Source organism: Azospirillum sp. UENF 312511 (assembly GCF_058780635.1).
Genome location: NZ_JBSNCG010000004.1, coordinates 652,009 through 678,784, shown reverse-complemented (window position 1 = coordinate 678,784; position 26,776 = coordinate 652,009). Strand labels below are relative to the sequence as shown.

At 70.1% G+C, this 26,776-nt stretch carries 25 protein-coding genes and 1 pseudogene; 14 read left to right on the top strand and 12 right to left on the bottom strand.

Annotated elements, in window-relative coordinates; genetic code table 11:
* Positions 1-70: 70 nt before the first annotated feature.
* Positions 71-976, bottom strand: coding sequence for a LysR substrate-binding domain-containing protein (locus ACWPN7_RS28400; RefSeq protein ID WP_137118571.1), 906 nt, complete (start codon positions 974-976; stop codon positions 71-73).
* 161 nt (positions 977-1,137) lie between these two features.
* On the opposite strand from ACWPN7_RS28400, the gene ACWPN7_RS28395 reads away from it, so the two are divergent.
* The 12 genes and pseudogenes from ACWPN7_RS28395 (at position 1,138) to ACWPN7_RS28340 (ending at position 10,595) form a co-directional block, all read left to right on the top strand.
* Positions 1,138-2,172, top strand: a complete 1,035-nt coding sequence (locus tag ACWPN7_RS28395) for an ABC transporter substrate-binding protein (protein WP_349619348.1) — start codon at positions 1,138-1,140, stop codon at positions 2,170-2,172.
* Between the two features lie 67 nt (positions 2,173-2,239).
* Positions 2,240-3,283, top strand: a complete 1,044-nt coding sequence (locus ACWPN7_RS28390; RefSeq protein WP_459196357.1) for an ABC transporter ATP-binding protein — start codon at positions 2,240-2,242, stop codon at positions 3,281-3,283.
* Positions 3,280-4,212, top strand: a complete 933-nt coding sequence (locus tag ACWPN7_RS28385; protein WP_201042402.1) for an ABC transporter permease — start codon at positions 3,280-3,282, stop codon at positions 4,210-4,212. Before ACWPN7_RS28390 ends, ACWPN7_RS28385 begins: the two co-directional genes overlap by 4 nt.
* Positions 4,209-5,009 (top strand): ABC transporter permease, encoded by an 801-nt coding sequence (locus ACWPN7_RS28380; RefSeq protein ID WP_456529357.1) that lies wholly within the window; start codon positions 4,209-4,211, stop codon positions 5,007-5,009. Before ACWPN7_RS28385 ends, ACWPN7_RS28380 begins: the two co-directional genes overlap by 4 nt.
* A gap of 8 nt (positions 5,010-5,017) precedes the next feature.
* Complete coding sequence (locus tag ACWPN7_RS28375; RefSeq protein ID WP_459196356.1) at positions 5,018-6,151, top strand: NAD(P)/FAD-dependent oxidoreductase; 1,134 nt, start codon at positions 5,018-5,020, stop codon at positions 6,149-6,151.
* Positions 6,132-6,428 (top strand): (2Fe-2S)-binding protein, encoded by a 297-nt coding sequence (locus ACWPN7_RS28370; RefSeq protein ID WP_349619352.1) that lies wholly within the window; start codon positions 6,132-6,134, stop codon positions 6,426-6,428. The genes ACWPN7_RS28375 and ACWPN7_RS28370 overlap by 20 nt, the downstream gene beginning before the upstream one ends.
* Positions 6,425-7,267: pseudogene (locus tag ACWPN7_RS28365) on the top strand (NAD(P)/FAD-dependent oxidoreductase); the annotation flags it as partial. The gene ACWPN7_RS28370 and the pseudogene ACWPN7_RS28365, both read left to right, overlap by 4 nt.
* Before the next feature lie 310 nt (positions 7,268-7,577).
* Positions 7,578-7,844 carry a bacterioferritin-associated ferredoxin gene (locus ACWPN7_RS28360; RefSeq protein ID WP_492273532.1) on the top strand — a complete coding sequence of 89 codons (267 nt, stop codon included), beginning with the start codon at positions 7,578-7,580 and terminating at the stop codon, positions 7,842-7,844.
* A gap of 17 nt (positions 7,845-7,861) precedes the next feature.
* Positions 7,862-8,989 (top strand): NAD(P)/FAD-dependent oxidoreductase, encoded by a 1,128-nt coding sequence (locus ACWPN7_RS28355; RefSeq protein ID WP_451996864.1) that lies wholly within the window; start codon positions 7,862-7,864, stop codon positions 8,987-8,989.
* 38 nt (positions 8,990-9,027) lie between these two features.
* Positions 9,028-9,390, top strand: a complete 363-nt coding sequence (locus ACWPN7_RS28350; protein ID WP_035680295.1) for a RidA family protein — start codon at positions 9,028-9,030, stop codon at positions 9,388-9,390.
* Positions 9,391-9,425: 35 nt separating this feature from the next.
* On the top strand, positions 9,426-10,205 hold the full coding sequence (locus ACWPN7_RS28345; RefSeq protein WP_451996862.1) for a transporter substrate-binding domain-containing protein: 780 nt from the start codon (positions 9,426-9,428) through the stop codon (positions 10,203-10,205).
* 42 nt (positions 10,206-10,247) lie between these two features.
* Positions 10,248-10,595 carry a RidA family protein gene (locus ACWPN7_RS28340; RefSeq protein WP_035680290.1) on the top strand — a complete coding sequence of 116 codons (348 nt, stop codon included), beginning with the start codon at positions 10,248-10,250 and terminating at the stop codon, positions 10,593-10,595.
* 104 nt (positions 10,596-10,699) lie between these two features.
* Here the strand turns inward: ACWPN7_RS28340 and ACWPN7_RS28335 are convergent, their stop codons facing one another.
* From ACWPN7_RS28335 to ACWPN7_RS28310, 6 genes are all read right to left on the bottom strand, one after another.
* On the bottom strand, positions 10,700-11,371 hold the full coding sequence (locus tag ACWPN7_RS28335) for a TerC family protein (protein WP_014199023.1): 672 nt from the start codon (positions 11,369-11,371) through the stop codon (positions 10,700-10,702).
* A gap of 276 nt (positions 11,372-11,647) precedes the next feature.
* Complete coding sequence (locus tag ACWPN7_RS28330; protein ID WP_492273530.1) at positions 11,648-14,026, bottom strand: glycoside hydrolase family 31 protein; 2,379 nt, start codon at positions 14,024-14,026, stop codon at positions 11,648-11,650.
* A gap of 81 nt (positions 14,027-14,107) precedes the next feature.
* Positions 14,108-15,409 carry a TRAP transporter large permease gene (locus ACWPN7_RS28325; protein ID WP_103040133.1) on the bottom strand — a complete coding sequence of 434 codons (1,302 nt, stop codon included), beginning with the start codon at positions 15,407-15,409 and terminating at the stop codon, positions 14,108-14,110.
* A 147-nt stretch (positions 15,410-15,556) separates the two neighbouring features.
* Positions 15,557-16,066 (bottom strand): TRAP transporter small permease, encoded by a 510-nt coding sequence (locus tag ACWPN7_RS28320; RefSeq protein ID WP_040137509.1) that lies wholly within the window; start codon positions 16,064-16,066, stop codon positions 15,557-15,559.
* A gap of 42 nt (positions 16,067-16,108) precedes the next feature.
* Entirely contained in the window at positions 16,109-17,092 is a 984-nt protein-coding gene (locus ACWPN7_RS28315; RefSeq protein WP_349619358.1) for a TRAP transporter substrate-binding protein, read from the bottom strand.
* Positions 17,093-17,106: 14 nt separating this feature from the next.
* Complete coding sequence (locus ACWPN7_RS28310) at positions 17,107-18,951, bottom strand: glycoside hydrolase family 2 protein (protein ID WP_459196353.1); 1,845 nt, start codon at positions 18,949-18,951, stop codon at positions 17,107-17,109.
* Positions 18,952-19,158: 207 nt separating this feature from the next.
* On the opposite strand from ACWPN7_RS28310, the gene ACWPN7_RS28305 reads away from it, so the two are divergent.
* Together ACWPN7_RS28305 and ACWPN7_RS28300 are read left to right on the top strand one after the other, a co-directional pair.
* Positions 19,159-20,247, top strand: coding sequence for a LacI family DNA-binding transcriptional regulator (locus ACWPN7_RS28305; RefSeq protein WP_459196352.1), 1,089 nt, complete (start codon positions 19,159-19,161; stop codon positions 20,245-20,247).
* A 465-nt stretch (positions 20,248-20,712) separates the two neighbouring features.
* Positions 20,713-21,831, top strand: coding sequence for an HD-GYP domain-containing protein (locus tag ACWPN7_RS28300; RefSeq protein ID WP_040137512.1), 1,119 nt, complete (start codon positions 20,713-20,715; stop codon positions 21,829-21,831).
* Between the two features lie 88 nt (positions 21,832-21,919).
* Here the strand turns inward: ACWPN7_RS28300 and ACWPN7_RS28295 are convergent, their stop codons facing one another.
* From ACWPN7_RS28295 to ACWPN7_RS28275, 5 genes are read right to left on the bottom strand one after another with little or no spacing between them, the layout of a single operon-like run.
* Positions 21,920-22,912: an alpha/beta hydrolase gene (locus ACWPN7_RS28295; protein ID WP_451996850.1), complete on the bottom strand. Its 993-nt coding sequence runs from the start codon at positions 22,910-22,912 to the stop codon at positions 21,920-21,922.
* Positions 22,909-23,928: an ABC transporter ATP-binding protein gene (locus ACWPN7_RS28290; RefSeq protein WP_459196351.1), complete on the bottom strand. Its 1,020-nt coding sequence runs from the start codon at positions 23,926-23,928 to the stop codon at positions 22,909-22,911. Before ACWPN7_RS28290 ends, ACWPN7_RS28295 begins: the two co-directional genes overlap by 4 nt.
* A complete protein-coding gene (locus ACWPN7_RS28285) occupies positions 23,925-24,905 on the bottom strand; it encodes an ABC transporter ATP-binding protein (protein ID WP_459196350.1) in 981 nt (326 codons plus the stop codon). The genes ACWPN7_RS28290 and ACWPN7_RS28285 overlap by 4 nt, the downstream gene beginning before the upstream one ends.
* Before the next feature lie 10 nt (positions 24,906-24,915).
* Entirely contained in the window at positions 24,916-25,830 is a 915-nt protein-coding gene (locus ACWPN7_RS28280) for an ABC transporter permease (protein ID WP_103040128.1), read from the bottom strand.
* Positions 25,831-26,748, bottom strand: coding sequence for an ABC transporter permease (locus tag ACWPN7_RS28275; protein WP_103040127.1), 918 nt, complete (start codon positions 26,746-26,748; stop codon positions 25,831-25,833).
* Positions 26,749-26,776 lie beyond the last annotated feature (28 nt).

The window sequence follows — 26,776 nt, the reverse complement described above, 5'->3', positions numbered from 1 at the left end:
CGACCGGCCGCAGCAGGAGGCCACCCGCGCCTTCCTCAGCCACTTCCACACCCGCGGCTGACGCGGGGTTTCACTCCTGCTCGGGCAGGCGGAAGGTGGCGACGGCGTCGCGGAACCCCCCCAGGAAATCCTGGGCGAGGGTGGACAGCGACCGCTGCGCCGAATGCAGCACCGCCATTTCAAAGGTGATGGCCGGCTCGAAGGGGCGGATGGCGACGCCGCGCCCCGCATACTCCTGCGCCGTGAAGGGATCGACGATGGAGATTCCCGCCCCGGCGGCGACCATGGCGCAGGCGATCATGGTGAGTTGCGTCTCCACCCGCATGGTCCGGGCGACACCGTGCTCGGCAAACATCGCGTCGATGGAATAGCGCATCAGCGTGGCGGCGCCGAGCGCGATGAACGCCTCGCCCGCGAAGTCCTCCGGGACCAGCCGCTTGCGCGCGGCCAGGGGATGGTTGCTCGGCACCACGGCGACCGCCCGCACCCGCGGCATCCGCTCGCACAGCACCGTCGCGTGCTCCACCGCCGACTGGCCGAAGCCCAGCTCGCACTGGCCGGCGGCCACCCAATCGAGCACCTGGGGGGAGCTGCTGCCCCACAGCGACACGTCCACCCGCGGCCGCTCCTCAAGGAAGCGGGCGACGAAGCGCGGCAGGAAGCCGATGGCCATCGCCGGCATGGCGGCCACCCGCAGCGTGCCCGCCCGCCGCTCCTGCAGGTCGCGCGCCGCCTGCTCGATCCGCTCCAGCCCGACGAAGGACCGCTCCACCTCCTGGTACAGCGACATGGCCTCGCTGGTCGGCGCGATGCGCGAGCCGCGCCGCTCGAACAAGGTCAGTTTCAGCGCGTATTGCAGGTCGGCGATCAGGCGGCTGACCGCCGGCTGGGAGATGTTCAGAAGCTCCGCCGCCGCGGTGATCCCGCCGGTCAGCATGACGGCGCGGAACGCCTCGATCTGGCGGGGATTGAGCATTCCGGTGCGGTCCAAGGGTGTCAGATGCGTTGCAGTATAACATTCAGTTATAGACACCACAAACAATTCGATTTGACGATTATGCCAGCGGGGCGCGACGCTCCGGGGGTGCGACAAAACGCGCAACCGCGGCGAAACGAACCGGAACAGGAGAGGGACAGATGCGAGCGTTGGTGTACGGCCTGATGGCAACCGCCGCCCTGGGATGCGGCGCCGCGCAGGCGCAGCAGAAGACCCTGTATGTCGCCGCCTACGGCGGGTCCTTCGAGCAGACCATGCGCAAGGACATCATCCCGGCCTTCGAGAGCAAGACGGGCGTGAAGGTCGAGTATGTCGCCGGCAACTCCACCGACAACCTCGCCAAGCTCCAGGCCCAGAAGGGCAACCAGCAGATCGACGTGGTGATCCTGGACGACGGTCCGATGTACCAGGCGGTGGCGCTGGGCTTCTGCACCGACATCGCCAAGGCGCCGGTCTACGACGACCTCTACGATCTGGCGAAGATCCCCTCGGGCAAGGCGGTCAGCGTCGGCGCGGTCGGCACCGGCATCGTCTACAACAAGAAGGTCTTCGACGAGAACGGCTGGGCCGCCCCCGCCTCCTGGAAGGACATCGAGGACGCCAAGTTCCGCAAGAAGCTGGTCGTCCCGCCGATCAACAACAGCTACGGCCTGCACGCGCTGGTGATGATGGCGCGGCTCGACGGCGGCGGCGAGAAGAACATCGATCCCGGCTTCAAGGCCTTCAAGGACAAGGTGAATCCGAACGTGCTCGCCTACGAGCCGTCGCCGGGCAAGATGACCGAGCTGTTCCAGAGCGGGCAGGCCACGGTCGCCGTCTGGGGCTCGGGCCGCGCCAAGGCGCTGGCCGACACCGGCTTCCCCGCCGCCTTCGTCTACCCCAAGGAGGGCGGCGTCGTGCTGGCCTCGGCGGCCTGCGCCATCACCGGCAGCAAGCAGGCGGCGGAGGCCCAGCAGTTCATCCAGCACATGCTGTCGCCCGAGGTGCAGACCGTGATGGCGACCGGCGCCGGTTTCGGCCCGGTGAACAAGACGGTCACCCTGAGCGCCGACCAGCAGGTGGGCATCCCCTACGGCCCCGAGCAGATGGGCAAGCTGCTGGTGGTCGACTGGGACACCATCAACGCCAACCGCGAGGCCTGGAACAAGCGCTGGACCCGCGAGATCGAGCGCTGACCCCCGCATCCGGCCCGCACCCGCGGCGGGCCGGACTTTTCCAGGCTCCTTGGTGGGAGACGACGCCATGCCTTACCTTGTCCTCGATCGGCTGACCAAGCGGTTCGGCCCCTGGGTCGCCGTCGACAACCTGTCCCTGACGGTGGAGAAGGGGGAGCTGGTCTCGCTGCTCGGCCCGTCGGGCTGCGGCAAGACCACGACGCTCCAGATGATCGCCGGCTTCCTCGACCCCAGCGCCGGGCGCGTCACGCTGGACGGCGCCGACCTGCTGGCCAGGAAGCCCAACGAGCGCGGGCTCGGCATCGTCTTCCAGAGCTACGCCCTGTTCCCCCACATGACGGCGGCGGAAAACGTCGCCTTCGGGCTGGAGATGCGCGGCATCCCGCGCGCCGACCGCGACCGCATGGTGCGCGACGCGCTCCAGCTCGTCGGGCTGGGGGCTTTCGGCGACCGCTACCCGCGGCGCATGTCCGGCGGCCAGCAGCAGCGCGTGGCCCTGGCCCGCGCCATGGTCATCAAGCCGAGCCTGCTGCTGCTCGACGAGCCGCTGTCCAACCTCGACGCCAAGATGCGCGAGGAGATGCAGATCGAGCTGCGGCGCATCCAGCGCAGCGTCGGCACCACCATGATCCTCGTCACCCACGACCAGGCGGAGGCGATGGCCCTGTCCGACCGGGTGGTCATCATGAACAAGGGCCGGGTCGAGCAGGTCGCCGCCCCGCAGGACGCCTACGACAACCCAGCCAGCGCCTTCGTCGCCAACTTCCTCGGCCGCACCAACCTGCTCCAGGGTGTGGTGCGCCGCGACGGCGCCGGGCGGCGGATCGACGTGGCCGGCACGGCGTGGCCGGTCGCGGCGGAGGTGCCGGACGGTCCCGGCCTGCTGACCGTGCGGCCGGAGAAGGTCCGCTTCGTGGACGGCGCCGGCGTGCCGGGCCTCGTGCGGGCGCGGGTCTTCCAGGGCACCCAATGGCTGTTCGAAATCCGCACGGAGGCCGGCGACCTGACGGTGATCCGCCAGCACGACGGCCAGACTCTGCCGGCGGAGAACGAGCCGGTCATGGTCGGCTGGCGGGCGGAGGACATGCGCGTGATGGCGGGTGAGGCATGACCGCCGTGGACGCTCATAAATCCCTGATCGATTCCCCAGACGTGGCTGCCGATTCCGCCCCGCCGCCGCGGCCGGAGCGGCGTTCGCTGGCACCCTACCTGCTCAGCCTGCCGGCGCTGGCGCTGTTCGCCGTGCTGCTGCTGGTGCCGCTGGTCATGACCGGGCTCTTGTCGCTGAACAGCTTCGGATTCTACACGGGCATCCAGGACGTCTGGCAGTTCGGCAACTACATCGACATCGTCACCGACGACTATTTCCACGAAATCTTCCTGCGCACCTTCCGCATCGCCGTGGTGGTGACCCTGCTGTGCGCCGTGCTCGGCGCGCCGGAGGCCTACATCCTGCGGCGCATGCGGTCGCCTTGGCGCGGCTTGTGCCTGCTGATCGTTCTGGGGCCACTGCTGATCTCGGTGGTGTCGCGCACGCTCGGTTGGGCGCTGCTGTTCGGCTCCACCGGCATCATCAACACGGCGCTGATGACGGTCGGGCTGATCGCGACGCCGATCGAGTTCATGTACACCGAGACCGGCGTCATCATCGCCCTGACCCACGTGCTGGTGCCCTTCATGGTGCTGTCGGTCTGGGCGTCGCTGCAGCGTCTGGACCCGCAGGTCGAGAACGCCGCGCTGTCGCTGGGGGCCAAGCCCTTCACCGTGCTGCGCCGGGTGGTGCTGCCGCAGGTGGTGCCGGGCATCCTGTCGGGCTCGATCATCGTCTTCGCGCTGGCCGCCAGCGCCTTCGCCACCCCGGCGATCATCGGCGGGCGGCGGCTGAAGGTGGCGGCGACGCTGGCCTACGACGAGTTCCTGAACACGCTGAACTGGCCGCTGGGCGCCGCCATCGCGATCCTCCTGCTGCTCGCCAACATCGTGATCATCGTCGGCTGCAACCGGCTGGTCGAACGTCGCTACAAGCAGGTGTTCGAATGAACCGCAACGGCTCCGTCGCCCTGGTCTTCCACACGCTGTTCCTGGCCTTCCTGCTGGCGCCGATCCTGGTCGTCTGCGTGGTCGCCTTCACCTCGCAGGGCTATCTGTCGCTGCCGACCGAGGGGCTGTCGCTGCGCTGGTTCAAGGCCATCGGCGACAACCCCGAATTCGCGCGGGCCTTCCGCGACAGCCTGCTGCTGGGGGCGGTCAGCTCCACCATCGCGGTGGCCTTCTCGGTCCCGGCGGCGCTGGCCATCGCCCGCCACCAGTTCCGCGGGCGCGAGGCGATCACGGCGCTGTTCCTGTCGCCGCTGATGGTGCCGCACATCGTGCTGGGCATCGCCTTCCTGCGCTTCTTCACGCAGATCGGGCTGGGCGGCACCTTCGCCGGGCTGGTGCTGAGCCATGTGGTCATCATCCTGCCCTTTGCGCTGCGGCTGATCCTGGCGGCCTCCACCGGCATGGACCGCTCCATCGAGAACGCCGCGGCCTCGCTCGGCGCCACCTCCTGGACGACCTTCCGGCGGGTGACGCTGCCGCTGATCCTGCCGGGTGTGGCGAGCGGCTGGGTGCTGGCCTTCATCAACAGCTTCGACGAGGTGACGATGACCGTCTTCATCGCCTCGCCCGAGACGACCACGCTGCCGGTGCGTCTCTTCCTCTACATCCAGGACAACATCGACCCTCTGGTCGCCGCGGTGTCCGCCTCGCTGATCTTCATGACGGTGGCGGCGATGCTGGTGCTCGACCGGCTCTACGGGCTTGAGCGGCTGCTGGTCGGCCGCGGACAGGAGTAAGCGTCACCATGACCGAGAGAACGAGGTCCGACTGCGACGTCGCCGTGATCGGCGGCGGGCTGGTCGGGTCGGCCATCGCCTGGGGCCTCGCCCAGCAGGGGCAGACGGTCGCCGTCCTCGACGAGGGGGACGTCGCCGTCCGCCCGTCGCGCGGCAACTTCGCCCTGGTCTGGGTGCAGGGCAAGGGTCTGGGGCTGCCGGAATACGCCGGCTGGACCAAGATGTCCTCCGACAGCTGGACCGGCTTCGCCGAGCGGCTTCAGGAGCAGACCGGGATCGACGTGTGCTACCGCCGGCCGGGCGGCTTCCTGCCCCTGCTGTCGGAGGAGGAGATGGAGCGGCGCGCCGGCCAGCTCCGCCGCCTGCACAACCAGCCGAACGTCGTCCGCTACGACTACGAGATGATGGACCGCGCCGCCGTGGCGAAGGAGATGCCCTTCATCGGCAAGGACGTGGTCGGGGCGAGCTACTGCCCGCTCGACGGCCATTGCAACTCGCTGAAGCTGCTGCGCGCCCTGCACACCGGGATGGTCCAGTCCGGGGTTTGCTACATGCCGCACCACCGGGTGGAGCGGATCGAGCCGCGCGACGGCGGATTCCGCATGGTCACCGCCTCGGGGGACGAGGTGCGGTCGGGCAAGGTGGTCATCGCCGCCGGGCACGACGCCCGCCGGCTGGCCCCCATGGTCGGGCTGGACGCCCCGGTGCGGCCGGAGCGCGGGCACATCATCGTGACGGAGAAGACCGCCCCCTTCCTGAAGTTTCCGGTCGGCTTCATCCGCCAGACCGACGAGGGTGGGGTGATGATCGGCGACAGCTTCGAGGATGCCGGGCTGGACACGACGGTGCGCAACGGCGTCACCTCGACCATCGCCGACCGCGCGCTGCGCATCTTCCCGCTGCTCGGCAAGCTGAACGTGGTGCGGACCTGGGCGGCGCTGCGCGTGCTGACCCCGGACGGCTTCCCGATCTACGAGCAGTCCACCCCCATGCCCGGCGCCTTCGTCGCCACCTGCCACAGCGGCGTGACGCTTGCCGCCAACCACGCGCTGGCGCTGGCGCCGCACATCGCCGCCGGCACCCTGCCCGACGAATTCTCGGCCTTCAGCGCCCGGAGGTTCCATGTTCCAGCGGTTGCCTGACGCGGGCGGAGAGCGCGTCTCCTTCACCATCGACGGCCGCCCGGCCGAGGCGCTGTCCGGCGACAGCGTCGCCGCCGCCCTGATCGCCAACGGGGTCGGCGCCTGCCGGACCACCCCGGTGTCCGGCGCGCCGCGCGGTCCCTACTGCATGATGGGCGTGTGCTTCGACTGTCTGGTGACCATCGACGGCACCGGAAACCAGCAGGGCTGCCAGATCCGCGTCCGCCCCGGCATGCGGATTGAGACCCAGAACGGCAAGCGGGAGATCGACCGGTGACCGACTTGAAGCCTCGTTACGATCTGGCGGTGATCGGCGCCGGCCCGGCCGGCCTCGCCGCCGCCACGCTGGCCGCCAAGCACGGCCTGTCCACCGTCCTGCTGGACGAGCAGGCGGCTCCCGGCGGCCAGATCTACCGCGCCATCACCCGCTCGCCGGTGAAGAATCCCAGCGTCCTCGGGACCGACTACTGGCACGGCGCCGATCTGGTCGGGCCGTTCCGCGACAGCGGCGCCGACTATCTGCCCGGTGCGGCGGTGTGGAGCGTCTCGCGCACGCTCGACATCGGCCTGTCGCGCGACGGTGCGGCGCGAATCCTGCCGGCGCGGCACGTCATCCTGGCGACCGGCGCGCTGGAGCGGCCCTTCCCGGTTCCCGGCTGGACGCTGCCCGGCGTGATGGGGGCGGGAGCGGCGCAGATCCTGCTCAAGACCTCCGGCCTCGTCGCCTCGGGCAACGTGGTCATGGCCGGCAGCGGGCCGCTGCTCTGGCTGCTCGCCTGGCAGTATCTGCGGGCCGGCGCGCGCATCGACGCGATCCTCGACACCACGCCGCGGGAGAACTGGCGGCAGGCCATGCCGCACCTCTCGGCCTTCGCCCGCTCCGGCTATGTCGGCAAGGGGCTGAAGCTGCTGCTGGAGGTCCGGCGCAAGATCAAGGTGATCGGCAACGTCTCCGCGCTGCGCGCCGAGGGAGACGGGCGCGTGCAGTCGGTCGTCTACCGCCAGGGCGACGGGACGGAGCAGCGCCTTCCGGCCGACACGCTCCTGCTGCACCATGGCGTGATCCCCAACATCAACCTCGCCAACGCTACCGGCTGCGCCCAGTCCTGGGACGAGGCGCAGCGCTGCTGGGTGCCGGACGTCGACGGCTGGGGCGCCACGTCGGTGGCGGGAGTTCTCCATCGCCGGCGACGGGGCCGGCATCGGCGGCGCGCTGGCGGCGGAGCACCGCGGCCGGCTGACGGCGCTGGACGCCCTGCACCGGCTGGGCGCGATCGACCGCGCCACCCGCGACCGCGACGCCGCCCCGCACCGCGAGGCTCTGGACCGGGCGCTGCGCGGCCGCGACTTCCTCGACGCGCTCTATCGGCCGGGCCGGGAGTTCCGCGTCCCCGCCGACGACACCATCGTCTGCCGCTGCGAGGAGGTGACGGCGGGGCAGGTGCGCGAGGCCGTGAAGCTGGGCGTCAGCGGGCCGAACCAGACCAAGTCCTTCCTGCGCTGCGGCATGGGGCCGTGCCAGGGGCGGCTGTGCGGCCCGACCGTGGTCGAGGTCATCGCCGACGCCCGCGGCGTCTCCCCGGCGGAGGTCGGCTATTACCGGCTGCGCCCGCCGGTGAAGCCGATCACGCTGGCCGAACTCGCCTCGCTGCCCAAGGCCGAGGACGAGGTGGCCGCCGTGATGCACCACTGACGGGGCAGGGGGACGCCATGTCGGAGCCGGACGTCATCATCGTCGGGGGCGGCCTGCACGGCTGCTCCACCGCGCTGCACCTCGCCATGCGCGGGGTCCGGGCGCTGGTGCTGGAGAAGGACCACATCGGCCGCCACGCCTCCGGCGTGAACGCCGGCGGGGTGCGCCAGCTCGGCCGCCACGCCGCGGAGGTGCCGCTGTCCGTCGCCTCGATGGCGCTGTGGCACGGCATCCGCGACCTCGTGGACGACGATTGCGGCTTCGAAAGCCACGGCCAGATCAAGGTCGCGGAGACCGAGGCGGAGCTGGACTCCTGCCGGGAGCGGGCGGCCCAGCTCGCGGCACTCGGCTTCACGCATGAGGAGGTGGTGGATCAGGCGGAGCTGCGCCGCCTCGTCCCGTCCATCGTGGAGCATTGCCTCGGCGCCCTGGTGTCGCGCCGCGATGGGGCTGCCATCCCCTACCGCACCACCTTCGCCTTCAAGCGCAAGGCGGAGAGCCTGGGCGCCCGCTTCCACGAGGGGGCGGCGGTGGCGCGGGTCGCCCGCTCGGGCCGCAACTGGCGGGTGGAGACGGCGGACGGCGTGGCGCACGAGGCGCCGGTTCTGGTCAACTGCGCCGGGGCCTGGGCCGACCGGCTGGCCGCCCAGCTCGGCGAGCCGGTGCCGCTGGAGGTCATCGCGCCCATGCTGATGATCACCGCCCGCGTGCCCCCCTTCCTGAAGCCGGTGGTCGGGGCGACGGGCCGCACCCTGTCCTTCAAGCAGTTCCCCAACGGGACGGTGCTGATCGGCGGCGGGCTGCTGGGCCGGGCCTACCGCGACGAGAACCGGACGGACCTGGACTTCGCCAACGTCACCACCAACGCCCGCACGGTCTGGGACCTGTTCCCGATCATGCGCAGCGCCACCATCGTCCGCGCCTGGGCGGGGATCGAGGCGCGGATGCCCGACGACATCCCGGTGATCGGCCCCAGCGGTACGGAGGAGGGGGTGTTCCACGCCTTCGGCTTCTCCGCCCACGGCTTCCAGCTCGGCCCCATCGTCGGGCGGATCACCGCCGACCTCATCACCCGCGGGGCGAGCGACCTGCCCATCGACGCCTTCCGCATCCAGCGATTCCGCCACACGGCGGCCGCCGCGTGACCGCTCCGGCGGAGCGGCCTTTTCAGGAGACCCACGTTTTGACGATTCAGCGTTTCGATTGCGGCCCGCGGATGAGCGAGATGGTCGTTCATAACGGCACCGTCTATCTGTGCGGCCAGATCGCCGATTTCGAGGCCATGGGCGGCGTGACCCACGACGTGACGGCGCAGACCCGCGACGTGCTGCGCCAGATCGACGTTCTGCTGGAGCGCGCCGGCACGGACAAGAGCCGGCTGCTCACCGCCACCGTCTATCTCGCCGACATGGCCGGCTTCGCGGCGATGAACGCCGCCTGGGACGCCTGGGTGGATCGCGCCAACGCCCCGGCCCGCGCGACCGTCGAGGCCAAGCTCGCCGACCCCGACCTGCTGGTCGAGATCCAGGTGATCGCCGCCCTCTGACCGGCTCCCACCGACTTACCAAACCGGAGTTTTCCATGAAACGTCTGGCCCTCGGGCTGGCGATGGGCCTGTGCGCCCTCGCGGCGGCCGTCCCCACGGCCTCGCGCGCCGACGGTCCGCCGCTGCGCATCGCGACGGAGGGCGCCTACCCGCCCTTCAACATGACCTCTCCCGACGGCACGCTCGGCGGGCTGGAGGTGGAACTGGCCAACGCGCTGTGCGAGCGCATGAAGCGGCGCTGCACCCTGGTCGCCCAGGATTGGGACGGCATCATCCCCGGCCTGCTGTCGCGCCGCTACGACGCGATCATGGCGACCATGAACATCACGCCGGAGCGCGCGAAGGCCATCGCCTTCTCCGCCCCCTACATGGTCGTACCGGCCTATTTCGTCGCGGCCACCGGCGGCGGCATTGACGGAACCGAAGCTACCCTGGCCGGCAAGTCGGTGGGCGCCCAGACCTCGACCACCCATTACCGCTACGTCGAGAAGCACTTCGGCAAGACCGTCTCGCTGAAGAACTACGACACCGCGTCGAACCTGCTGGCCGACCTGAAGAGCGGGCGCATCGACGCCGCCATCACCACCGGCGCCACCGCATCCGACTGGGTGAAGGCCGACGCCTCGAAATCGCTCCAGCTCGTCGGCAAGCCGCTGGTCGATGCCGAGGTGTTCGGCCCCGGCGTGGGCGTCGGCCTGCGCAAGGAGGACGCGGACCTCAAGGCCGCCTTCGACGCCGCCATCGCCTCGGTCGTCCAGGACGGCACGCTGGCCCGCATCGCCGCCAAGTACGTCGACTTCACCGTCACCCCCTGACCAACAACCGTACCGATACCAACCAAAACCGGGAGAGTTCTCGTGATCAAGCGCGTTGAGAAGACCAAGATCATGCACCGCGTCGTCGTCAGCAACGGCATCGCCTTCCTCGGCGGCATCATCGCCGACGACGTCAGCGTCGGCATGCAGGAGCAGACCGCCCAGATCTGCAAGAAGCTGGACGCCGTGCTCGCCATGGCCGGCACGGACAAGACCAAGCTGCTGTCCGCCCAGCTCTTCATCACCGACATGAAGGCCAAGGACGGCATGAACGCCGCGTGGCTGGAGTGGCTGAACGGCGACGACCTGCCGGCCCGCGCCACCATCGGCGTTGCCGACCTGGGCGACCCGTCGATCCTGATCGAGGTCGTGGTGACGGCGGCCGTTTAACGGCGGGTAAAAAAGAACGGGGGCGCCCGGCACCGTCATGGTGCGGCGGGCGCCCCCGGTCAACGAGCCCGACCGTGATCGGCGGCCGGCCTCACGCCATGTCCTCACGCCATGTGGCGGAGGACTTCGTTGCTGCCGCGCCAGATCATGTCGAGCGCGACGTAGGAGATGATGGCGAGGCCGACCCAGCCGATCCAGCGGTGCTTGTGCAGCACATGCGCGATCATGTTGGCGGCGGCGCCCATCAGAACGACCGACAGCACCAGACCGATCACCAGGATGGTCGGGTGTTCCTTGGCGGCGCCGGCCACCGCCAGCACGTTGTCGAGCGACATCGACACGTCCGCCACCACGATCTGCCAGATGGCAGCACCAAAGGTGGTCGCTCCGGCCGCCGCGACGGCGGCGTTGCCCGCCACACCGGCGGTGACGGTGCCCGAGGGGTCGGGCGCGTCCATCGCCTCGTCGGGGGCGATCTCGTCGGCGCCGTGGCTGCGCAGCTCGCGGAACATCTTCCAGCACACCCAGAGCAGCAGGACGCCGCCCGCCAGGGTCAGGCCGATGATGGCGAGGAGCTGAGTGGTGATGAGGGCGAAGAACACGCGCAGCCCCATGGCGGCGGCGATCCCCCAGAAGATGACCTTGCGGCGCTGGGCCAGCGGCACCGCCGCGGCGGCCATGCCGACCACGATGGCGTTGTCGCCGGCCAGAACGAGGTCGATGGCGATGACTTGAAGCAGCGCGGCGAGCGCTTCGGCTGTGAACAGATCGGTCATGCGGTGCCTTCCTCTAGCATAGGGCAAGAGAGCAGCACCCACGGGCGGGACCAGGCACACGGCAGAAACGCTGCCGGCAGGGGCGGGCGGGGGCCACTCTGTATGTCTCCAGTCCGACATCACAGTTCAGGGAACTGTCAGAGGGGCCCGGCCTGGTAAGCCGGTCTTTATACCAACACGCCGGATTCCACCACTTCGGTTTCGCCGGGGCGGCCATGCGATCCTGTGTGGGGTGGGGCGGCACGCCCTTGGACGTGGGCGTGCCGTTTGATCCGGTCAGAGGGGCAGGGTGCCGACCGGCGTGCCGTCCGCCGTCTCGATGGACAGGGAGGTCCAGCGCGGCGCCCGGCCGCCGCTGCGGCTCACCGACAGCGAGGCCGCGTCCGTGCCGCTGATGGTCAGCAGGCAGATGGTCTCGTCGCGGCACACGCTCTCCCCGTCGTCGTCGAACAGGGTCAGCGGGGCGTAGCCCTCCGGGCCGGGGAAGCAGCGGACGGTCAGCGGGCCTTCCGCCCAGGACGGGGCGGGGCCGAGCGGCAGCAGCGTGCCGGCCCGCACGAAGGCCGGGGCCACGCCCAGCGGCGCCGCCACGGTGACCCGCCCGCCGCCGTCATAGCGCCGGCCGTCGCGCAGATCGTACCAGCCGCCGGGCACCGCCGGCAGCCAGACCTCCAGCTCCGTCCGGCCGGGGTCGAGGACCGGAGCGACCAGCAGCCGGTCGCCGACCATGGTGCTGTCCTCCTCACCATAGGCCTCGGGCTGGTCGGGGAAGTCGAAGAACAGCGGCCGCATCACCGGGTCATGGTCGCGGTGCGCCCGCCACAGCAGCGTGTAGAGCAGCGGCACCAGCCGCTCCCGCCAGTCGAGCGCGGCCTTCACCTGGGGCAGCAGCTCCGGATAGGTCCAGGGCTCGGTGACGCTGCCGTCGTCGTTCCAGGAATGGATGGTGAAGCGCGGCCACCACACCGCCTGCTCGATCCAGCGCATCAGCAGTTCCGGCTCCGGGCGGGGACCGGCGAAGCCGCCGACGTCGTGGCCGTAGTCGAACAGGCCCGACAGGCTGAAGCCGTGCCCCATGCGCAGGTTCCAGCGCAGCGTCTTCCAGCTCGTCCGGTTGTCGCCCGACCAGGTCTGCACGTAACGCTGGAGGCCCGGCCCGCCGGAGCGCGAGATCAGGTAGGGGCGCTTGTCCGGCGCGTGCGCCACCTGGGCAAGGTGCGAGGCGCGGATCATCAGATGGGTCTGCACCGGGCGCAGCGTCGCCATCGTGCCGCCATGGCCGTTGACGTCGCAGACCGCCGCGTCGTCCCAGATCTCGAACTCGTTGTTGTCGTTCCAGGTCGAGCCGATGCCGCGCTCCAGCAGCTCCTGCGTGACGTTGCCCATCCACCAACGCGTGGTCGCGGGGTTGGTGAAGTCGAGATAGGCGCCGTCGCCACCCCAGAACTGGGTGGTCTGCGGGCGGTCCGGGGCGTCGCTGTCGCGCACGAAGCCGCCGAAGCCCTGGACCTCGGCGAATTTCGGATGGCCGTCGAGCAGCGCCGGCTTGATGTTGGCGACGAGATGGACGCCGGCTTCGGCGAACTTGGCGGTGACCGCCTCCGGCTCGGGGAACTTGTCGCGGTTCCAGTGGAAGACGTAGCGCTTGTCGCCAATCATCGTGTAGCCGGACGACATCTGGAACGAGCCGCAGGGCAGGCCGTGTTCCTTCAGCGCGTCGAGGAATCCCAGCAGCCGCACCCCGGCGTCCGGCGCGTCGGTGTACTGCATGGTCGAGCCGGAATAGCTGATCGCCCAGCGCGGCCGGAAGGAGGTGCGGCCGGTCAGGGCGGTGAAATTCGCCACGACCTGCGGAACGCTCGGGCCGAACAGGACGTAGCAGTCGAGGTCGCCGTCCGACGCCTCGAACCGGATGAAGTCGCCGTGGTAGGCGTCGATGGTCTGGCCGAGGTCGAAGAGACCGCGCGACAGGTTGTCGTAGAAGACGCCGACCGCCGCCCCGCCGCGCTCCGGCCGCACGCTGAGGCAGAAGGGGATGTGCTTGTAGAGCGGGTCGCTGGTCTCCGCGTCGTAGCCGAGCGCGTCGGTCGTCCCCATGGCGAGGCGCCGGCCGCGCTTGTCGGTGCCGCCGCTCTTGTCGCCGAAGCCGTGGTAGCGCTCCCCGGCGTGGCTGACCAGATGGTGGGCGAAGCGGGGGGAGCGGTCGTCGAACAGGTAGGGCTGGGTCGGCCGGTCGGCGAGGACGAGGCGCCAGCCGTCGCCCTCCGCCGCCGGCTCGTACCAGCGCAGCGCCAGGGGCGCGCGCTGGACCACGACGCGCCAGCCGGGGGTGGTGACGGTGACGCTGTCGGCGCTTTCCTCGACCGCCGCCGGCGTGCCGGGGAAACCGGTCAGGTCGCGGCGGTCGCGCCCGTCGATGGGGTCGGCCAGCGCGGGGTCGGTCTGGCCCGACAGCTCGGGCGCCAGCGACCAGGTGCGCGGGGCGCGCAGCCCGGCGGGCCGCTCGATGAGGACGCGCGCCAGCGCGGGCCCCAGCGGGAACAGGGTCAGGCGGTAGCCGCGGTCGAGGTCGAAGGCGATCCCTTGGGGGCCGGCTTGCGCCCCGTCGCGGGACAGGGCGGGCGCAACGAGGGAGGCGCCGGTCAGCGTGCGCATGGCGCGTGAACTCCTGACGTCATGAGACCTGGGGTTTGTGGGGAGTCGGGTCCCGGGGGCGGGGCCCGGCTTGCGTCCCGCTTACTTGATGAGGCCGAACAGGCTGGGCAGCCAGAGCGACAGGCCGGGGACGTAGGTGACCACCAGCAGCGCCGCGGTGCTCCAGGCGAAGAGGGGGATCAGCGGCCGGATCACCTGCTCGATCGACACGCGCGCCACGGCGCAGCCGATGAACAGGGCGCTGCCGGTCGGCGGCGAGACGATGCCGAGCGACAGGTTGAACACCAGGATCACCCCGAAATGCACCGGGTCCACCCCCAGCTCCACCAGCACCGGCAGGAAGATCGGCGTGAAGATCAGGATGCCCGGCGTGATGTCGAGGAAGGTGCCCATCAGCAGCAGCACGATGTTGACCAGCAGCAGGGCGATGATCCAGTTGCCGGACACCGACTGCACCCAGTCGCCGATGATTTGCGGAATCTCGGCCAGCGACATCACGTAGGCCATCGCCATGGAGGTGCCGACCATCAGCGCCACCACCGCCGTCGCCACGATGGTGTCGATCAGGATCTGCATGATGTCGTCCGGCGACAGCTCCCGGTAGGCGAGCGCCAGGGCGAGCGCGTAGACGACGGCGATGGCCGATCCCTCGGTCGCGGTGAAGATGCCGCCGACGATGCCGCCGATCACCACCACGATCAGCCCCAGGCTGGGCAGGGCGGACAGCATGGCGCGCGAGGACTGGGACAGGGTCGGGGAGGGCAGGCGGGCGTAGCCGCGCTTCTTCGCCATCATCCAGGCCGGGATCATCACCGCCAACCCGAGCAGGAAGCCGGGCAGGTAGCCGGCCACGAACAGCGCCGCGATGGAGGTGCCGCCCGACACCAGCGAATAGACGATGAAGGCGCCCGACGGCGGGATCAGCAGCCCGGTGATGCAGGAGGAGATGTTGACCGCCGCGGTGTAGCTGCGGTCGTAGCCGGCCTTGTCCATCGACGGCTGCATGGTGCCGCCGATGGCCGAGGCGGCGGCCACCGCCGACCCCGACACGCAGCCGAACATCATGTTGGCGAGGATGGTGATCTGCGCCAGCGGTCCGGGCATCCAGCCGACGAAGACCTTGGCGCAGTCGATCAGGCGGCGGGCGATGCCGCCCCGGTTCATGATCGAGCCGGCCATGAAGAAGAAGGGGATCGCCAGCAGCGCGAAGCTGTCCAGGCCGGTGGCGATGCGCTGCGCCGTCACCGAGATCGCCGGCAGCGGCGGCATGATGGTCAGCAGCGCCGTGATCGAGGCGAGCCCGGTGGCGTAGGAAATGGGCACGCCGAAGGCCAGAAAGGCGACGAAGGCGGCGCTGAGGACGAGGGCGGGGGAGAAGTCCATGGCTGCGTTTCCGCGACGGAAGGGGTGGGCGTCATACCGACGGCACCTGAAGGCGCCGCCGGCATGACCCTCTCGATCAATGCCAAGGCATTGATCTGCCGGGTTTCACGGCTGGAAAATGATGGAAGTGATCATTTTCCAGCCGTATCAGTCGAGCGAGACGGCGTGGCTGGTCACGCCCGGCCCTTCGCGCAGGCTCTCCAGCAGGGCGATGACCATGTAGATCAGGGTCAGCACGCCGGACAGCGGGATCACGGCGTAGACCATCCACATCGGCAGCTGGAGCGCCGGCGTGACCTGGCCGAGCGTGCGCGCCTTGTCCACCAGCAGCCAGCCGCCGCCGCACAGGATCGTCACGGTGAACAGCGCGACCAGCGCCGCGATGGCGATCTCGACGCCGCCGCGCGGCCGGGCCGGCAGAAGGTCCACCAGCCCGGTGATGGCGATGTGCCCGCGCTTGCCCAGCACATAGGCCGAGCCGAGCAGGCTGACCCAGATGAAGGCGAAGCGGGCGATCTCGTCCGTCGCCGACGTCGAGACGTTGAGCGCGTAGCGGGCGACGACCTGCCACACCACGCAGCCCAGCATGGCGACCGTCAGCGGGATCGTGATGGCGAGCACGAAGCGGTCGAGCGTGCGGTGGATGGATGCCAGCATGGGGAGCGCTCCTCTGTTTCGACGCGGCGAGCGGGCGGGGGCTTACTTGACCGCCTGGATGCGGTCGGCGAGGGTGGCGAGGGCCGGCGTGGTCTTCAGGTCGTCGTACATGGGCTGCACCACCTGACGGTAGGCCGCCTTGTCGGCGTCCACGAACTTGACGCCCATCTTCGCCGCCTCGCCCTCGGCCTTCTCCAGCTCGGCCGCCCAGCGGGCGTTGTGGGCCTTGGCGCTGTCGCGGGCGGCCTGGCGCAGAAGCTCCTGCTGTTCCGGCTTCAGGCGGTCCAGCGTTGAGGTGGCGACCAGCACCACGTCGGGCACGCGGGTGTGCTCGTCGCGGGTGTAGACCTTCATCACCTCGCCGTGGCGGGCCAGCGTCAGGGCGGTCACGTTGTTCTCCGCCCCGTCGACGACGCCGGACTGCAGGGCCGTGTAGACCTCGCCCCAGGCCAGCGGGGTGGCGGTGGCGCCCAGCAGGTTGATCATGCGGGTGGCGATCGGGCCGGGCTGGACGCGGACCTTCAGGCCCTTCAGATCCTCCGGCTTGGCCAGCGGCTTGTTGGCGTAGAAGCTGCGCGTGCCGTTGTCGTAGTAGGCGAGGCCGACGAAGGCCTTGGCGCGGCTGGAGGCGAGGATCTCATCGCCCACCGCGCCCTCGACCACCTTGAAGAAATGGTCGTTGTCGCGGAACAGGAAGGGCATGTCGTAGACGCCGAAGCCCGGCTCGAAGGCGGCGAGCGGCGAGGCGTTGGCGTGCACGAGGTCGAGCGCGCCGTTCTGCATCTGCTCGATCAGTTCGCGCTGCTGGCCGAGCTGGCCGGCGGGAAACACCTTGATGTCCAGCTCGCCCTTGCTGCGCTCGCGCACCAGCTTGGCGAACTCGTCCAGCGAGACGTCCACCGGGTGGCCCTTGGCCAGCCCGTGGCCGAGGCGCAGCGTGGTCTTGGCGGCGGCCGGCCCGGCGAGGGTCAAGCCCAGAACGGCGGCGGCGAGAAGGGCGGCGTGGCGGCGGTTCAACGCGAACATGACGAATCCTCCGGTTATCGTGATTTGACTGTTTGGGTGTGCGGCGATGCGGGGGCCTCGGCGTCGGCCACCGCCCGGTAATGCTCCGCAAGGACGGCGAAGGCCCGCTTGCGGGTGGTCTTGTCCTCGGCGATCAGCCCCTTGCGGTTCCAGCCGCGCTGGAAGGCGGTCTGCCGCCGCTCGGTGCGGAAGTCGTAGAGGACCCAGGGCGTCATCCCGCGCACATAGGGGGCGGTGGCGAGGATGGCGAGCTGCTCGCGGTAGACCGCCTCCTGGCAGTCCTCGGTGAAGAGGTCGCGCGGGCCGCCGCGCAAGCCCACCACCGCGTCGGCGCCGAATTCGGAGATGATGACCGGCTTTCCGGGGGCGGAGTTGGCGAGCAGCCGGCGCAGCCCGTCGAAGGAGGGCTCGTACCAGCCGAAATATTCGTTGAGCCCGATCACGTCGAGATGGTCGGCCAGCCGGTCGGCGATGGCGAAGCGCTCGCGGTCGATCAGGCAGGCGGCGGTCACCAGCCGTGTCGGGTCGAGCTTGCGGGCCAGCGCGGCCAGCCGCGCCATGAAGGACAGGCGGGCGTCGGTGTCGGCGTTCTCGTTGCCGACGCCCCACAGGATCGTGCTGGCCCGGTTGCGGTCGCGGGCGATCAGCTCCGCCAGCTGGTTCGCGGCGTCCTCGTAGGTGTCGGGGTTGGCGAAGTCGATGGCCCAGTAGACCGGAATCTCCGACCACAGCATCAGCCCGACCTCGTCGGCGATGGCCGCCGCCCGCGGGTCGTGCGGGTAGTGGGCGAGGCGCAGAAAATTGCAGCCCAGCGCCTTGGCGTCGGCGAAGCGGCGGCGGATGTCCGCCTCGTCGCTGGTCTTGCCGAGCGTGAAGTCGTCCTCATGGACGGAAACGCCGCGCAGGGTGATGTCGCGCCCGTTGAGGGTGATGCGCTCGCCAGCCACGGCGATCTCACGGAAGCCGACGCGGTCGGCCACGGAATCGGCGCCGAAGCGCAGGGTGACGCCGTAGAGGCGGGGTGTCTCCGGAGACCACAGCTCCGGGGAAAGGTCGAACTCCACCCTCCCGCGCCCGGCGGTGACGGGAATGGGGGAGGGCGGCAGCAGCCCGTCGATGGCGACGGTGGCGGTGCCGTCCACCGGGTCGGACAGGGCGACGTCCACGGCGACGCGGCCGAAGCCGCTGCCCGGGACCAGCGCCACGCCGAAGTCCCGGATGAACCGCGCGGGCAGGCGCAGCAGAGCGACGGAGCGGTAGAGGCCGCCGTAGTTGAACCAGTCGGTGTGGCGCATCGGCACCCGGTCGGTCCGGCGCGCGTTGTCGACCTGGATCTGGAGGCGGTTCGCGCCCGGGCGCAGATGCCCGGTCAGCTCGACGCAGAAAGGCGTCGAGGCGCCGCGGTGCGCGCCGAGGAATTGGCCGTTCAGGAAGACGCGAGCCTCATAGGCGGCGGCGCCGATGTGCAGGACGATGCGTTCCCCGGCCGCGCCGGGTGTGTGGTCCAGCGTCCGCGTGTACCAGGCGCCGCCCTCGTAATGCCGCCACTCCGGGCGAAGCATGTTCCAGCAGGCGGGAACCGGGGCGGTCTGCCACGCGCCGTCGTCGTAATCGCGCGGAACGGTCCAGTCCGAGGCCGGCACCGGCTCGTCGGCGTACCATGCTTGGCGCAGCCCTTCGTCATGGGGGTCGATGGCGAAGCGCCAGTCGCCGTCCAGCGACTCGACGGTGCGCCCGGCGACGGTCACCAGGGCCGCGGCGCCCACCCGCCCGCGGGCGAAGGCGTCGGCGTAAGCCTCGTCATGCAGATGGTCGTAAGGGTCAACGACCGTGGCGCGGTCGGCGCCTTCGGCTGTCATGAGCGTCCTCTCCCTCGTCTTTTTTTCCGCGCCCGCCTCGCGGGAGGGGCGTGGTGGGCAATTCGTCCGTCCGCCGGCATCGTTACCGATATTACGGCTGAGGGAAATCGATTACCCTTGCCGAAACAATAGGCGGGCGTGCATCTCTACGCAACCGGTTTTCACGCCGCCGCCCACCGCCAACCCTCTTGCGCAGACCGAGGTGCCATGCCCCCGCCAGCCGACCGCAAGCGCGCCTCGCGCACGGAGCGTGCGTCGCTCGCCCCGTCGCTCGCCCAGGTGGCGGCCCGCGCCGGGGTGTCGGTCGCCACCGCCTCGCGCGTCATCAACGGCGTCGCCAACAAGGCGACGGAGGAGACGGCGGAGCGGGTACGGGCGGCAATCCGCGAGCTGGGGTACCGGCCCGGCAGCGTCGGGCGGGCGCTGCGCCGCCGGGAAAGCCGCATCGTCGGTGTCCTGGCCGCGAACCTCGCCAACCCCTCCATGGCCGCCATCGCCTCGTCCATCGAATGGTCGCTGCGCGGGGAGGGGCTGGTGATGTCGCTGTGCGACACGCACGAGCGCGCCGACGTGCAGGACGAGTACATCCGCGAAATGCGCGCCCAACTCGTCCGCGCGATGATCCTGGTGGGGGCGGTGGACAGCCCGGCGCTGGACGAGGCGCGGGCCGCCGGCGACACGCTGGTCTTCGTGAACCGCCCGGACCCCGGCGACCCGTCCTCGCCCTATGTCGGGCTCGACAACGCCGGGGCCGGGGCGGAGATCGCCGACCGGCTGCTGGAACGCGGGGTGCGCCGCATCGGCGTCCTCCACGCCTCGCTGGACCGCACCGCCGGCCATTGGCGCCTGCTCGGCCTGTTCGACCGGCTGGCCGCGGCGGGGGTGGACACGGCGGCCATTCCCTGCGCCACCGGGCCGGGACTGGATCACATCGTGGCCGGCTACCACGCCATGGGAACGATGCTGGAGCGACCGGACCGCCCGCCGGTGATCGTCTGCCTGAGCGACCTGCTGGCCTACGGCGCCTACCGCCGCGCGCGGGAAGCCGGGCTGGAGGTGCCGGGCGACGTGGCCTTCTTCGGGTTCGACGACAACCCGATCAACCCCTGGATCGCCGACTGGCTGAACTCGGTCCGCGTGCCGTCCGACCATTTCGGTCCGGCCATCGTGGGCATGCTGCACCGGCTCTGGGGCGGGGAGGAGCGGCCGGACCCGCTGCTGCTGACCCACCAATTGACCATCCGCAATCCCCGCCTTCCGGGCGAGACCGGGCCTGTCCCGCCACGCGGCGCCTGAGGCCGCCCGGTTCCCGGACCTCGGCGTGGCAGTCCTCCGCAAGCCCGCCGCCTCCAATCAACGCCGCGCCGCCGTCCTGGAGCGTTTCGGCAACCGACCCGGCCTCAACGCCGGGTTGGCTCGATCCGCATCGGATTCCCATCGTGCCGCCAAGCGGGTTCTGGGGATGACGGAACCCGGCCCTCAACCTCTGGTCCGGTTCCATAATCCACTGCACATATTTGTTGAGGGATTTGACGCAAATCAACGCCAACTAATGCCCTTTGAGGTGACGGTCGTTCTATGGAGTTCCCTGTCTTCCGGCAACCCTTCACGCGCATGCGGTGAACAGATAGCGCGGCACGCCCATTGCTGACCCGGCGAATAGTTGATTCATAGCTCATGTCATCCAGGAGATGTTCTTTGAACCAAGTGCGGCAAGTGAGAGTGGGCAGTCTCGTCTGCGGGTTCGGTGAAGATCCTTGGATGGAGCAGAGTGGAGGCCTTGAGGAGCGGCTCCAGTCGTTGCATGAGGAGATCCGCGAATGGCCCGGACTGGAGCATCTGCACCGGATCGCCGTGGCGACCTACGATCCCAGGGGTGAGCGGGTCCGGACGTTCATCCACAGCAACGTCGGCCCGCGGCCCCTCGAACCCCTCTCCGGCAGGCTGTGCGATTATCCTCTTCTGCAGGCGGTCGCCGGGACGGGACGCCCGTTGATCGACAACGCGATCATGTCGGCCCCCGGTTCCGCCGGGCCGGGCGGCCGGCTGCTCAAGCATGGTTTCCGTTCACGCTGTGTGAGCCGCATCCACTGGCAGGGCGATCTGTACGGCTTCCTTTTCCTGAACTCCAGGAAGGAGGGATTCTTCACCGAACCCATCGTGTCGGCGCTGCTGCCGTACCGGCGGGTCATCGGCGTGCTCGTCGCGTCGGAGATGACCAGCACGCGCGCCATGCTGGCAGCCGTGCACACGGCGCTTGAGGTCAGCCACTACCGTGATGAGGAGACCGGTGCTCATCTCAACCGCATGAGCCGCTACGCCCAGCTTGTCGCGGCGACAATCGCACCGACGCACGGCCTGTCCGACGAGTTCATCGAGTATGTGCTCCAGTACGCCCCCCTGCACGATGTCGGCAAGGTGGCGGTGCCGGACAGCATCCTGCTCAAGCCCGGCAAGCTGTCGCCGGACGAGTTCGAGGTCATGAAAACGCACGTGACCAAGGGCTTGGACATCATCAACGCGATGATTCACGACCACGGCCTTGGCGCCCTGCCGCACGCCGCCATTCTGCGCAATGTGGTGGGCTGTCACCATGAGGCCTTTGACGGCTCGGGCTATCCCAACGGCCTTTCCGGCGTGGCCATTCCGCTGGAAGCCCGCATCGTCGCGGTCGCCGACGTGTTCGACGCGCTCACATCGGAACGTCCCTACAAGGGGGCGTGGACGAACGAGGCCGCGGCGGCCTTCCTCCGCGAGCAGGCGGGCCGGAAGTTCGATCCGGACTGCGTCGCGGCTCTGCTCGCGGACATGAGCGCCGTCGAGGCCATCCAGCAGCAGTTCCGCGACATCCCCTCAGGCTTGTTTGTTGCCGGCCGCTGAGGCCGGCAACGGTGCCCACTCGGACGGGACGGGCGACCGGAAACGGCCGCTCCTCAAGTCCCGACGCGAAGCCGGCCTGACGGCACCCTCAGCCCTGCTCTTCAAGGAACAGTTGCGTCTCACGAAACAGTTGCATGCGGTTCCGCTCCAGAAGGACGGTGTGGGTGGCGTCGCCGATGACCACCATGCGGCGCTGGGAGGCCGCCCCCAACTCCCGGAACACCTGTTCGGCCATCGCGACCGGGGTGTCGGCGTCCCAGGCGCCGACCACCACCAGGGTGGGGGAGCGGATGCGTCCGGGGTCGTAGAGCGGACGCCCGGAGCACCAATAGGTCATGGAGTCCGCGATGTTTCCGTTCGGGGCCCGGATGACCGGCGGCTCCTGGGTCGCGCCCACGGCGTCGGAGGCGAAGGTCGCGCTGGCCCAGGCGTCGAACCACGCCGGCGGCACCAGCGCGTCCCGCCGGTCCTCCGGCACGCCGGACAGCCAGCGTTGCCGGGCGTCCCCCACCGTAATGGTGCGGTAGGCGCCCAGGGGCGTGCAGCCGCCCGCCGGATGCGGGGTGTCGCGCAGCCATTGCGGGGCGTAGAGCACGAGCCGCGCCACGCGCTCGCCGTGTTCGGCCGTGTAGGCTCCGACCAGGGTGGCGCCCCACGACCAGCCGATCAGGCAGAGCCGGTCGATGGAGCGGCTTTCCAGGATGTGCTCGACGGCGGCGGCGACGTCGCGCAGGGCCGTGCTGGTGTCGACGACCGGCTCCGCCGCCGCGGCCGCGCGGTCCATTTCCGGGGGGCGCGTGGAGCGGCCGAAGCCGCGGAGGTCCAGGCAGTGGACGTCGAAGCCGCGCCCGGCCATGTAATCCATCCACGACATGCCGTCGAGCGGCAGGTCGAACGCGGTGTGGGCGGGATAGCTGGAGCCGTGCACCAGCAGCACCGTGCGCTCCGCCCCGAACGCGGTGACACCGGCCGGGCGCTTGTTGCGCAGGTAGAGCTGGATGCCGGCGTCCTTGGCCGGAATGTAGCGCTCTTCGGTGACGACGGTGTGCGGGTCGTCATGGTTGCCCCGATGCATGGTCATGCCGCCTCCGCTTCGCCGGCCGGGAACAGATGGCATTCGACGAACCCGCCTTGACGGGCATCGGCGACCCGCGAGGGCGGAACGGTCCGGCACAGGTCGGTCGCCAACGGGCATCTCGGGTGGAAGGCGCAGCCGGCCGGCCGGTCGACCGGGCTGGGGATCGCGGTGCCGGGAAGCGGGTCGGGGATGCCGTGTCCCGGAACCGTCGTCAGCACCGACTGGAGAAGGGCCCGCGTGTAGGGATGCCGCGGCCGCTCGAAGATCGCGCGGGTCGGCCCGGACTCGACGATGCGGCCGAGATACATGACGGCGATCCAGGTCGCCATGTGCTCGATGACCGCGAGGTTGTGGCTGATCATCAGCATGCCGAGATTCAACTCGCGGCGCAGTTCGGTCAGCAGGTTGAGGATCTGCGCCTGCACCGAGACGTCGAGGGCCGACGTCGGCTCGTCGCAGACCACCACCTCGGGGCGCATGATCAGGGCGCGGGCGATGGCGACGCGCTGCCGCTGGCCGCCGGACAGCTGCTTGGGATAGGTGTCCAGGACGCGCCGCGGCAGGCCGACGCAATCGAGCATGGCGGTGACCGCCTGGCGCCGGCCCGCGCGGTCACCGACGCCGTGCACGGCCAGCGGCAGGCCGATGATCTGGGCGACGGTCTTGCGCGGGTTCAGCGAGGAGTAGGGGTCCTGGAACACCGGCTGGACCCGGCGGGCGAACGCCGCCTGCCCGGCCCCGGACACCGCGGCGCCGTCGATCAGCACCGCGCCGGAGCTGGGCGGGAGCAGGCCCAGCAGGATCTTCGACAGCGTGCTCTTGCCGCAGCCGGATTCTCCGACGAGGCCCAGCACCTCGCCGCGGTGGACGCACAGCGACACGTCGTCCACCGCACGCAACGGCACGCTCTTGCGGAACGGCGAGCGGCGGACCTGATAGGTGTGGCTGACCCCGCGCAGTTCGAGGACGGCGTCGGTGGACGCGGCCCGCTCCGGGCCGGGAATGGTGACGGGGATCATGCCGAGCCCTCCAGGACGCAGCGGAAGCTGTGGCTGTGGCTGGCGCCGGCAGACCGCAGGGGTGGTTGACGGGTCAGGCAGGCGTCCGCGGCGAAGCTGCAGCGGGCGGCGAAGGGGCAGCCCGGAATGGCACCGATCAGGCTCGGCACGACGCCGGGGATCGAACCCAGGAGCGATCCCGGCGGCGTGCGCCCCGGAACCGGAACGCACTCCAGCAGACCCCGCGTGTAGGGATGGGCCGGCCGTCCGAAGACCTCGTCCACCGGTCCCTCCTCGACCACCGAGCCGGCGTACATGACGACGACCCGGTCGGCGAGCTGGGCGACGACGCCGAGGTCGTGGGTGATGAGGACGATCGACAGCCCGGTGCGGTCGCGCAGGTCCTCCAGCAGGTGAAGGATCTGCGCCTGGATGGTGACGTCCAGCGCCGTCGTCGGTTCGTCGGCGATGAGAAGGTCGGGCGAGCCCATCAGCGCCATGGCGATCATCACCCGCTGGCGCAGGCCGCCGGAGAGCTGGTGCGGGTACTGGTTCAACCGGTCCCGTCCGGCGGGCACGCCGACCAGGGCCAGCAGCTCGGCCGCCCGCTCGCGCGCTTCGGCGGCGCTGGCGCGGGTGTGGCAGCGCAGCGCCTCGGCCATCTGGTTGCCGATGGTGAAGGCCGGGTTGAGCGAGGTCATCGGCTCCTGGAAGATCATCGCCATCCGGTTGCCGCGCAGGTTCCGCATCGCTCTCGGCGACAGGGTGCCCAGGTCGGTGCCGGCAAAGGACAAGCGTCGGGCTTCGCGCCGGGCGCGCCCCGGCAGCAGATCCATGAGCGCCAGCGAGGTCAGCGACTTTCCGCATCCGGACTCGCCGACGATGCAGAGGATTTCGCCTTTGCCGACCCGGAAGGAGACGTCGCGCACGGCGTGCAGGGTTCCGGCCGGCGTCGGGATGTCGACGCACAGCCCTTCGACTTCGAGAATGGGGGTCATGACGGGGACCTCACGTGCGGCCGTCGGGGGCGGTGACGTCGCGGACGCCGTCGCCGACCAGATTGATGGCCAGCACCAGCAGGAACAGGGCGACGCCCGGAATGGCGATGAGCCAGGGTTCGAAGAACAGGTTGGAACGCCCCTCGGCGACCATCAGGCCCCAGGACGGCAGCGGCGGCTGCACGCCCAGCCCGAGGAACGACAGCGCCGCCTCCAGCAGGATGGCGTGCGCCATCTCCAGCGTGGCGACGATGATGAGGTTGTTGAGCACGTTCGGCAGGATCTCGCCGAAGATGATGCGCGGCACCGAGCAGCCCACCGCCTGCGCCGCCAGGACGTAGTCCTGGCTGGTGGCCTGGATGGTGGAAGTGCGCATGACGATGGCGAAGCGATCCCACAGCAGCGCGCTCAGCACCAGGATGACCACCTCCAGCGAACCGCCGAACAGCGCCACCACCGCCAGCGCCACCAGCACCACCGGCGTGGACAGCCGCACGGTCACCAGGAAGGTCACCACCATGTCGACGCGCCCGCGGAAATAGCCGGCACAGACGCCGAGCGTCGTGCCGATCACCCCGGAGCCGAGCGCCGCGGCGAAGCCGATGAGCAGCGACACGCGGGCGCCGTACAGCAGACGGCTGAGATAGTCGCGGCCGAGATGGTCGGTGCCGAGCGGGTGGGTCCAGCTTCCCTCGGCGTTCCACACCGGCGGCACCAGCCGCTCCATGAGATCCTGCCGGTAGGGGTCGTCGGGCGCGACGAAGGGGGCCAGCACGGCAAGCAGGAGGATCAGGCCGAGCACGGCGAGCCCACCCATGAGGCTCCAGTGGCCGAGGATGCGGCGGCGCAGGATCTGGCCGGGGGTCGGCGGCGGCGCGGCGGCGGCGGGCGCGGCCGGTGCCCTGAGGGTTTCGGACATGGTCATTCAAGCCACCCGGATGCGCGGGTCGAGCCACGCGTTGAGAAGGTCGGCGATCAGGCTGAGGACGACGTAGAAGCTGGAGAGCACCAGCACGATGGCCTGGACGGTGGGCAGGTCGGAGCGGCTGATCGATTCCCAGGCGAGCTGGCCGGTGCCGTGCAGGGCGAACACCGTCTCCACCACCACCGATCCGCCCAGCATGAAGCCGAACTGCACCGCCGACAGGCTGACCACCGGGATCACGGCGTTGCGCAAAGCGTGCTTGAGCAGCACCACGGCCGGATGCAGGCCCTTGGCCCGCGCGGTGCGGATGTAGTCGGAGGCCAGCACTTCGAGCATCCCCGCCCGCGTCAGCCGCATGATCGCCGGTGTGGCGTAATAGCCGAGCACCACGGTCGGCATGACGAAGTGCTTCCAGGTTCCCGAACCGGACGGCGGCAGCAGCGGAAAGGTGATGCTGAACAGCACGACCAGCACCAGGGCGAACCAGAAGGTCGGCATGGCCTGCCCTGTGACGGAGACCAGCAGCGCCGTGCGGTCGATCCAGCTGTTCGGCCGGATCGCCGCGATGATGCCGAGCGGCAGCCCGACGCACAGCGCGAAGGCCAGCGCCAGCCCGCCGAGCGTCATGGTGGTCGGCAGCTTGTCGGCCAGCATGCGGCTGACCGGCATGCGGAAGTACAGGCTTTCCCCGAAGTCGCCCTGCAGCGCCTTGACCAGCCAGTCGGCGTACTGGACGGGCAGGGGGCGGTTGAAGCCGTAGGTTTCGCGGATGAACTCGATGTCGGACGCCGTGGCGGAGTGGCCGGCCATGGCCACCGCCGGGTCTCCAGCCGCCCGCAGCAGGGCGAAGGAGCCGACGGAGACCGTGACGGCGACCAGCACGGCCAGAAGCAGACGCTTCAAGCTGTAGGCCAGCATGGCGGACTCCACGGAAGGGAGGAGTGGT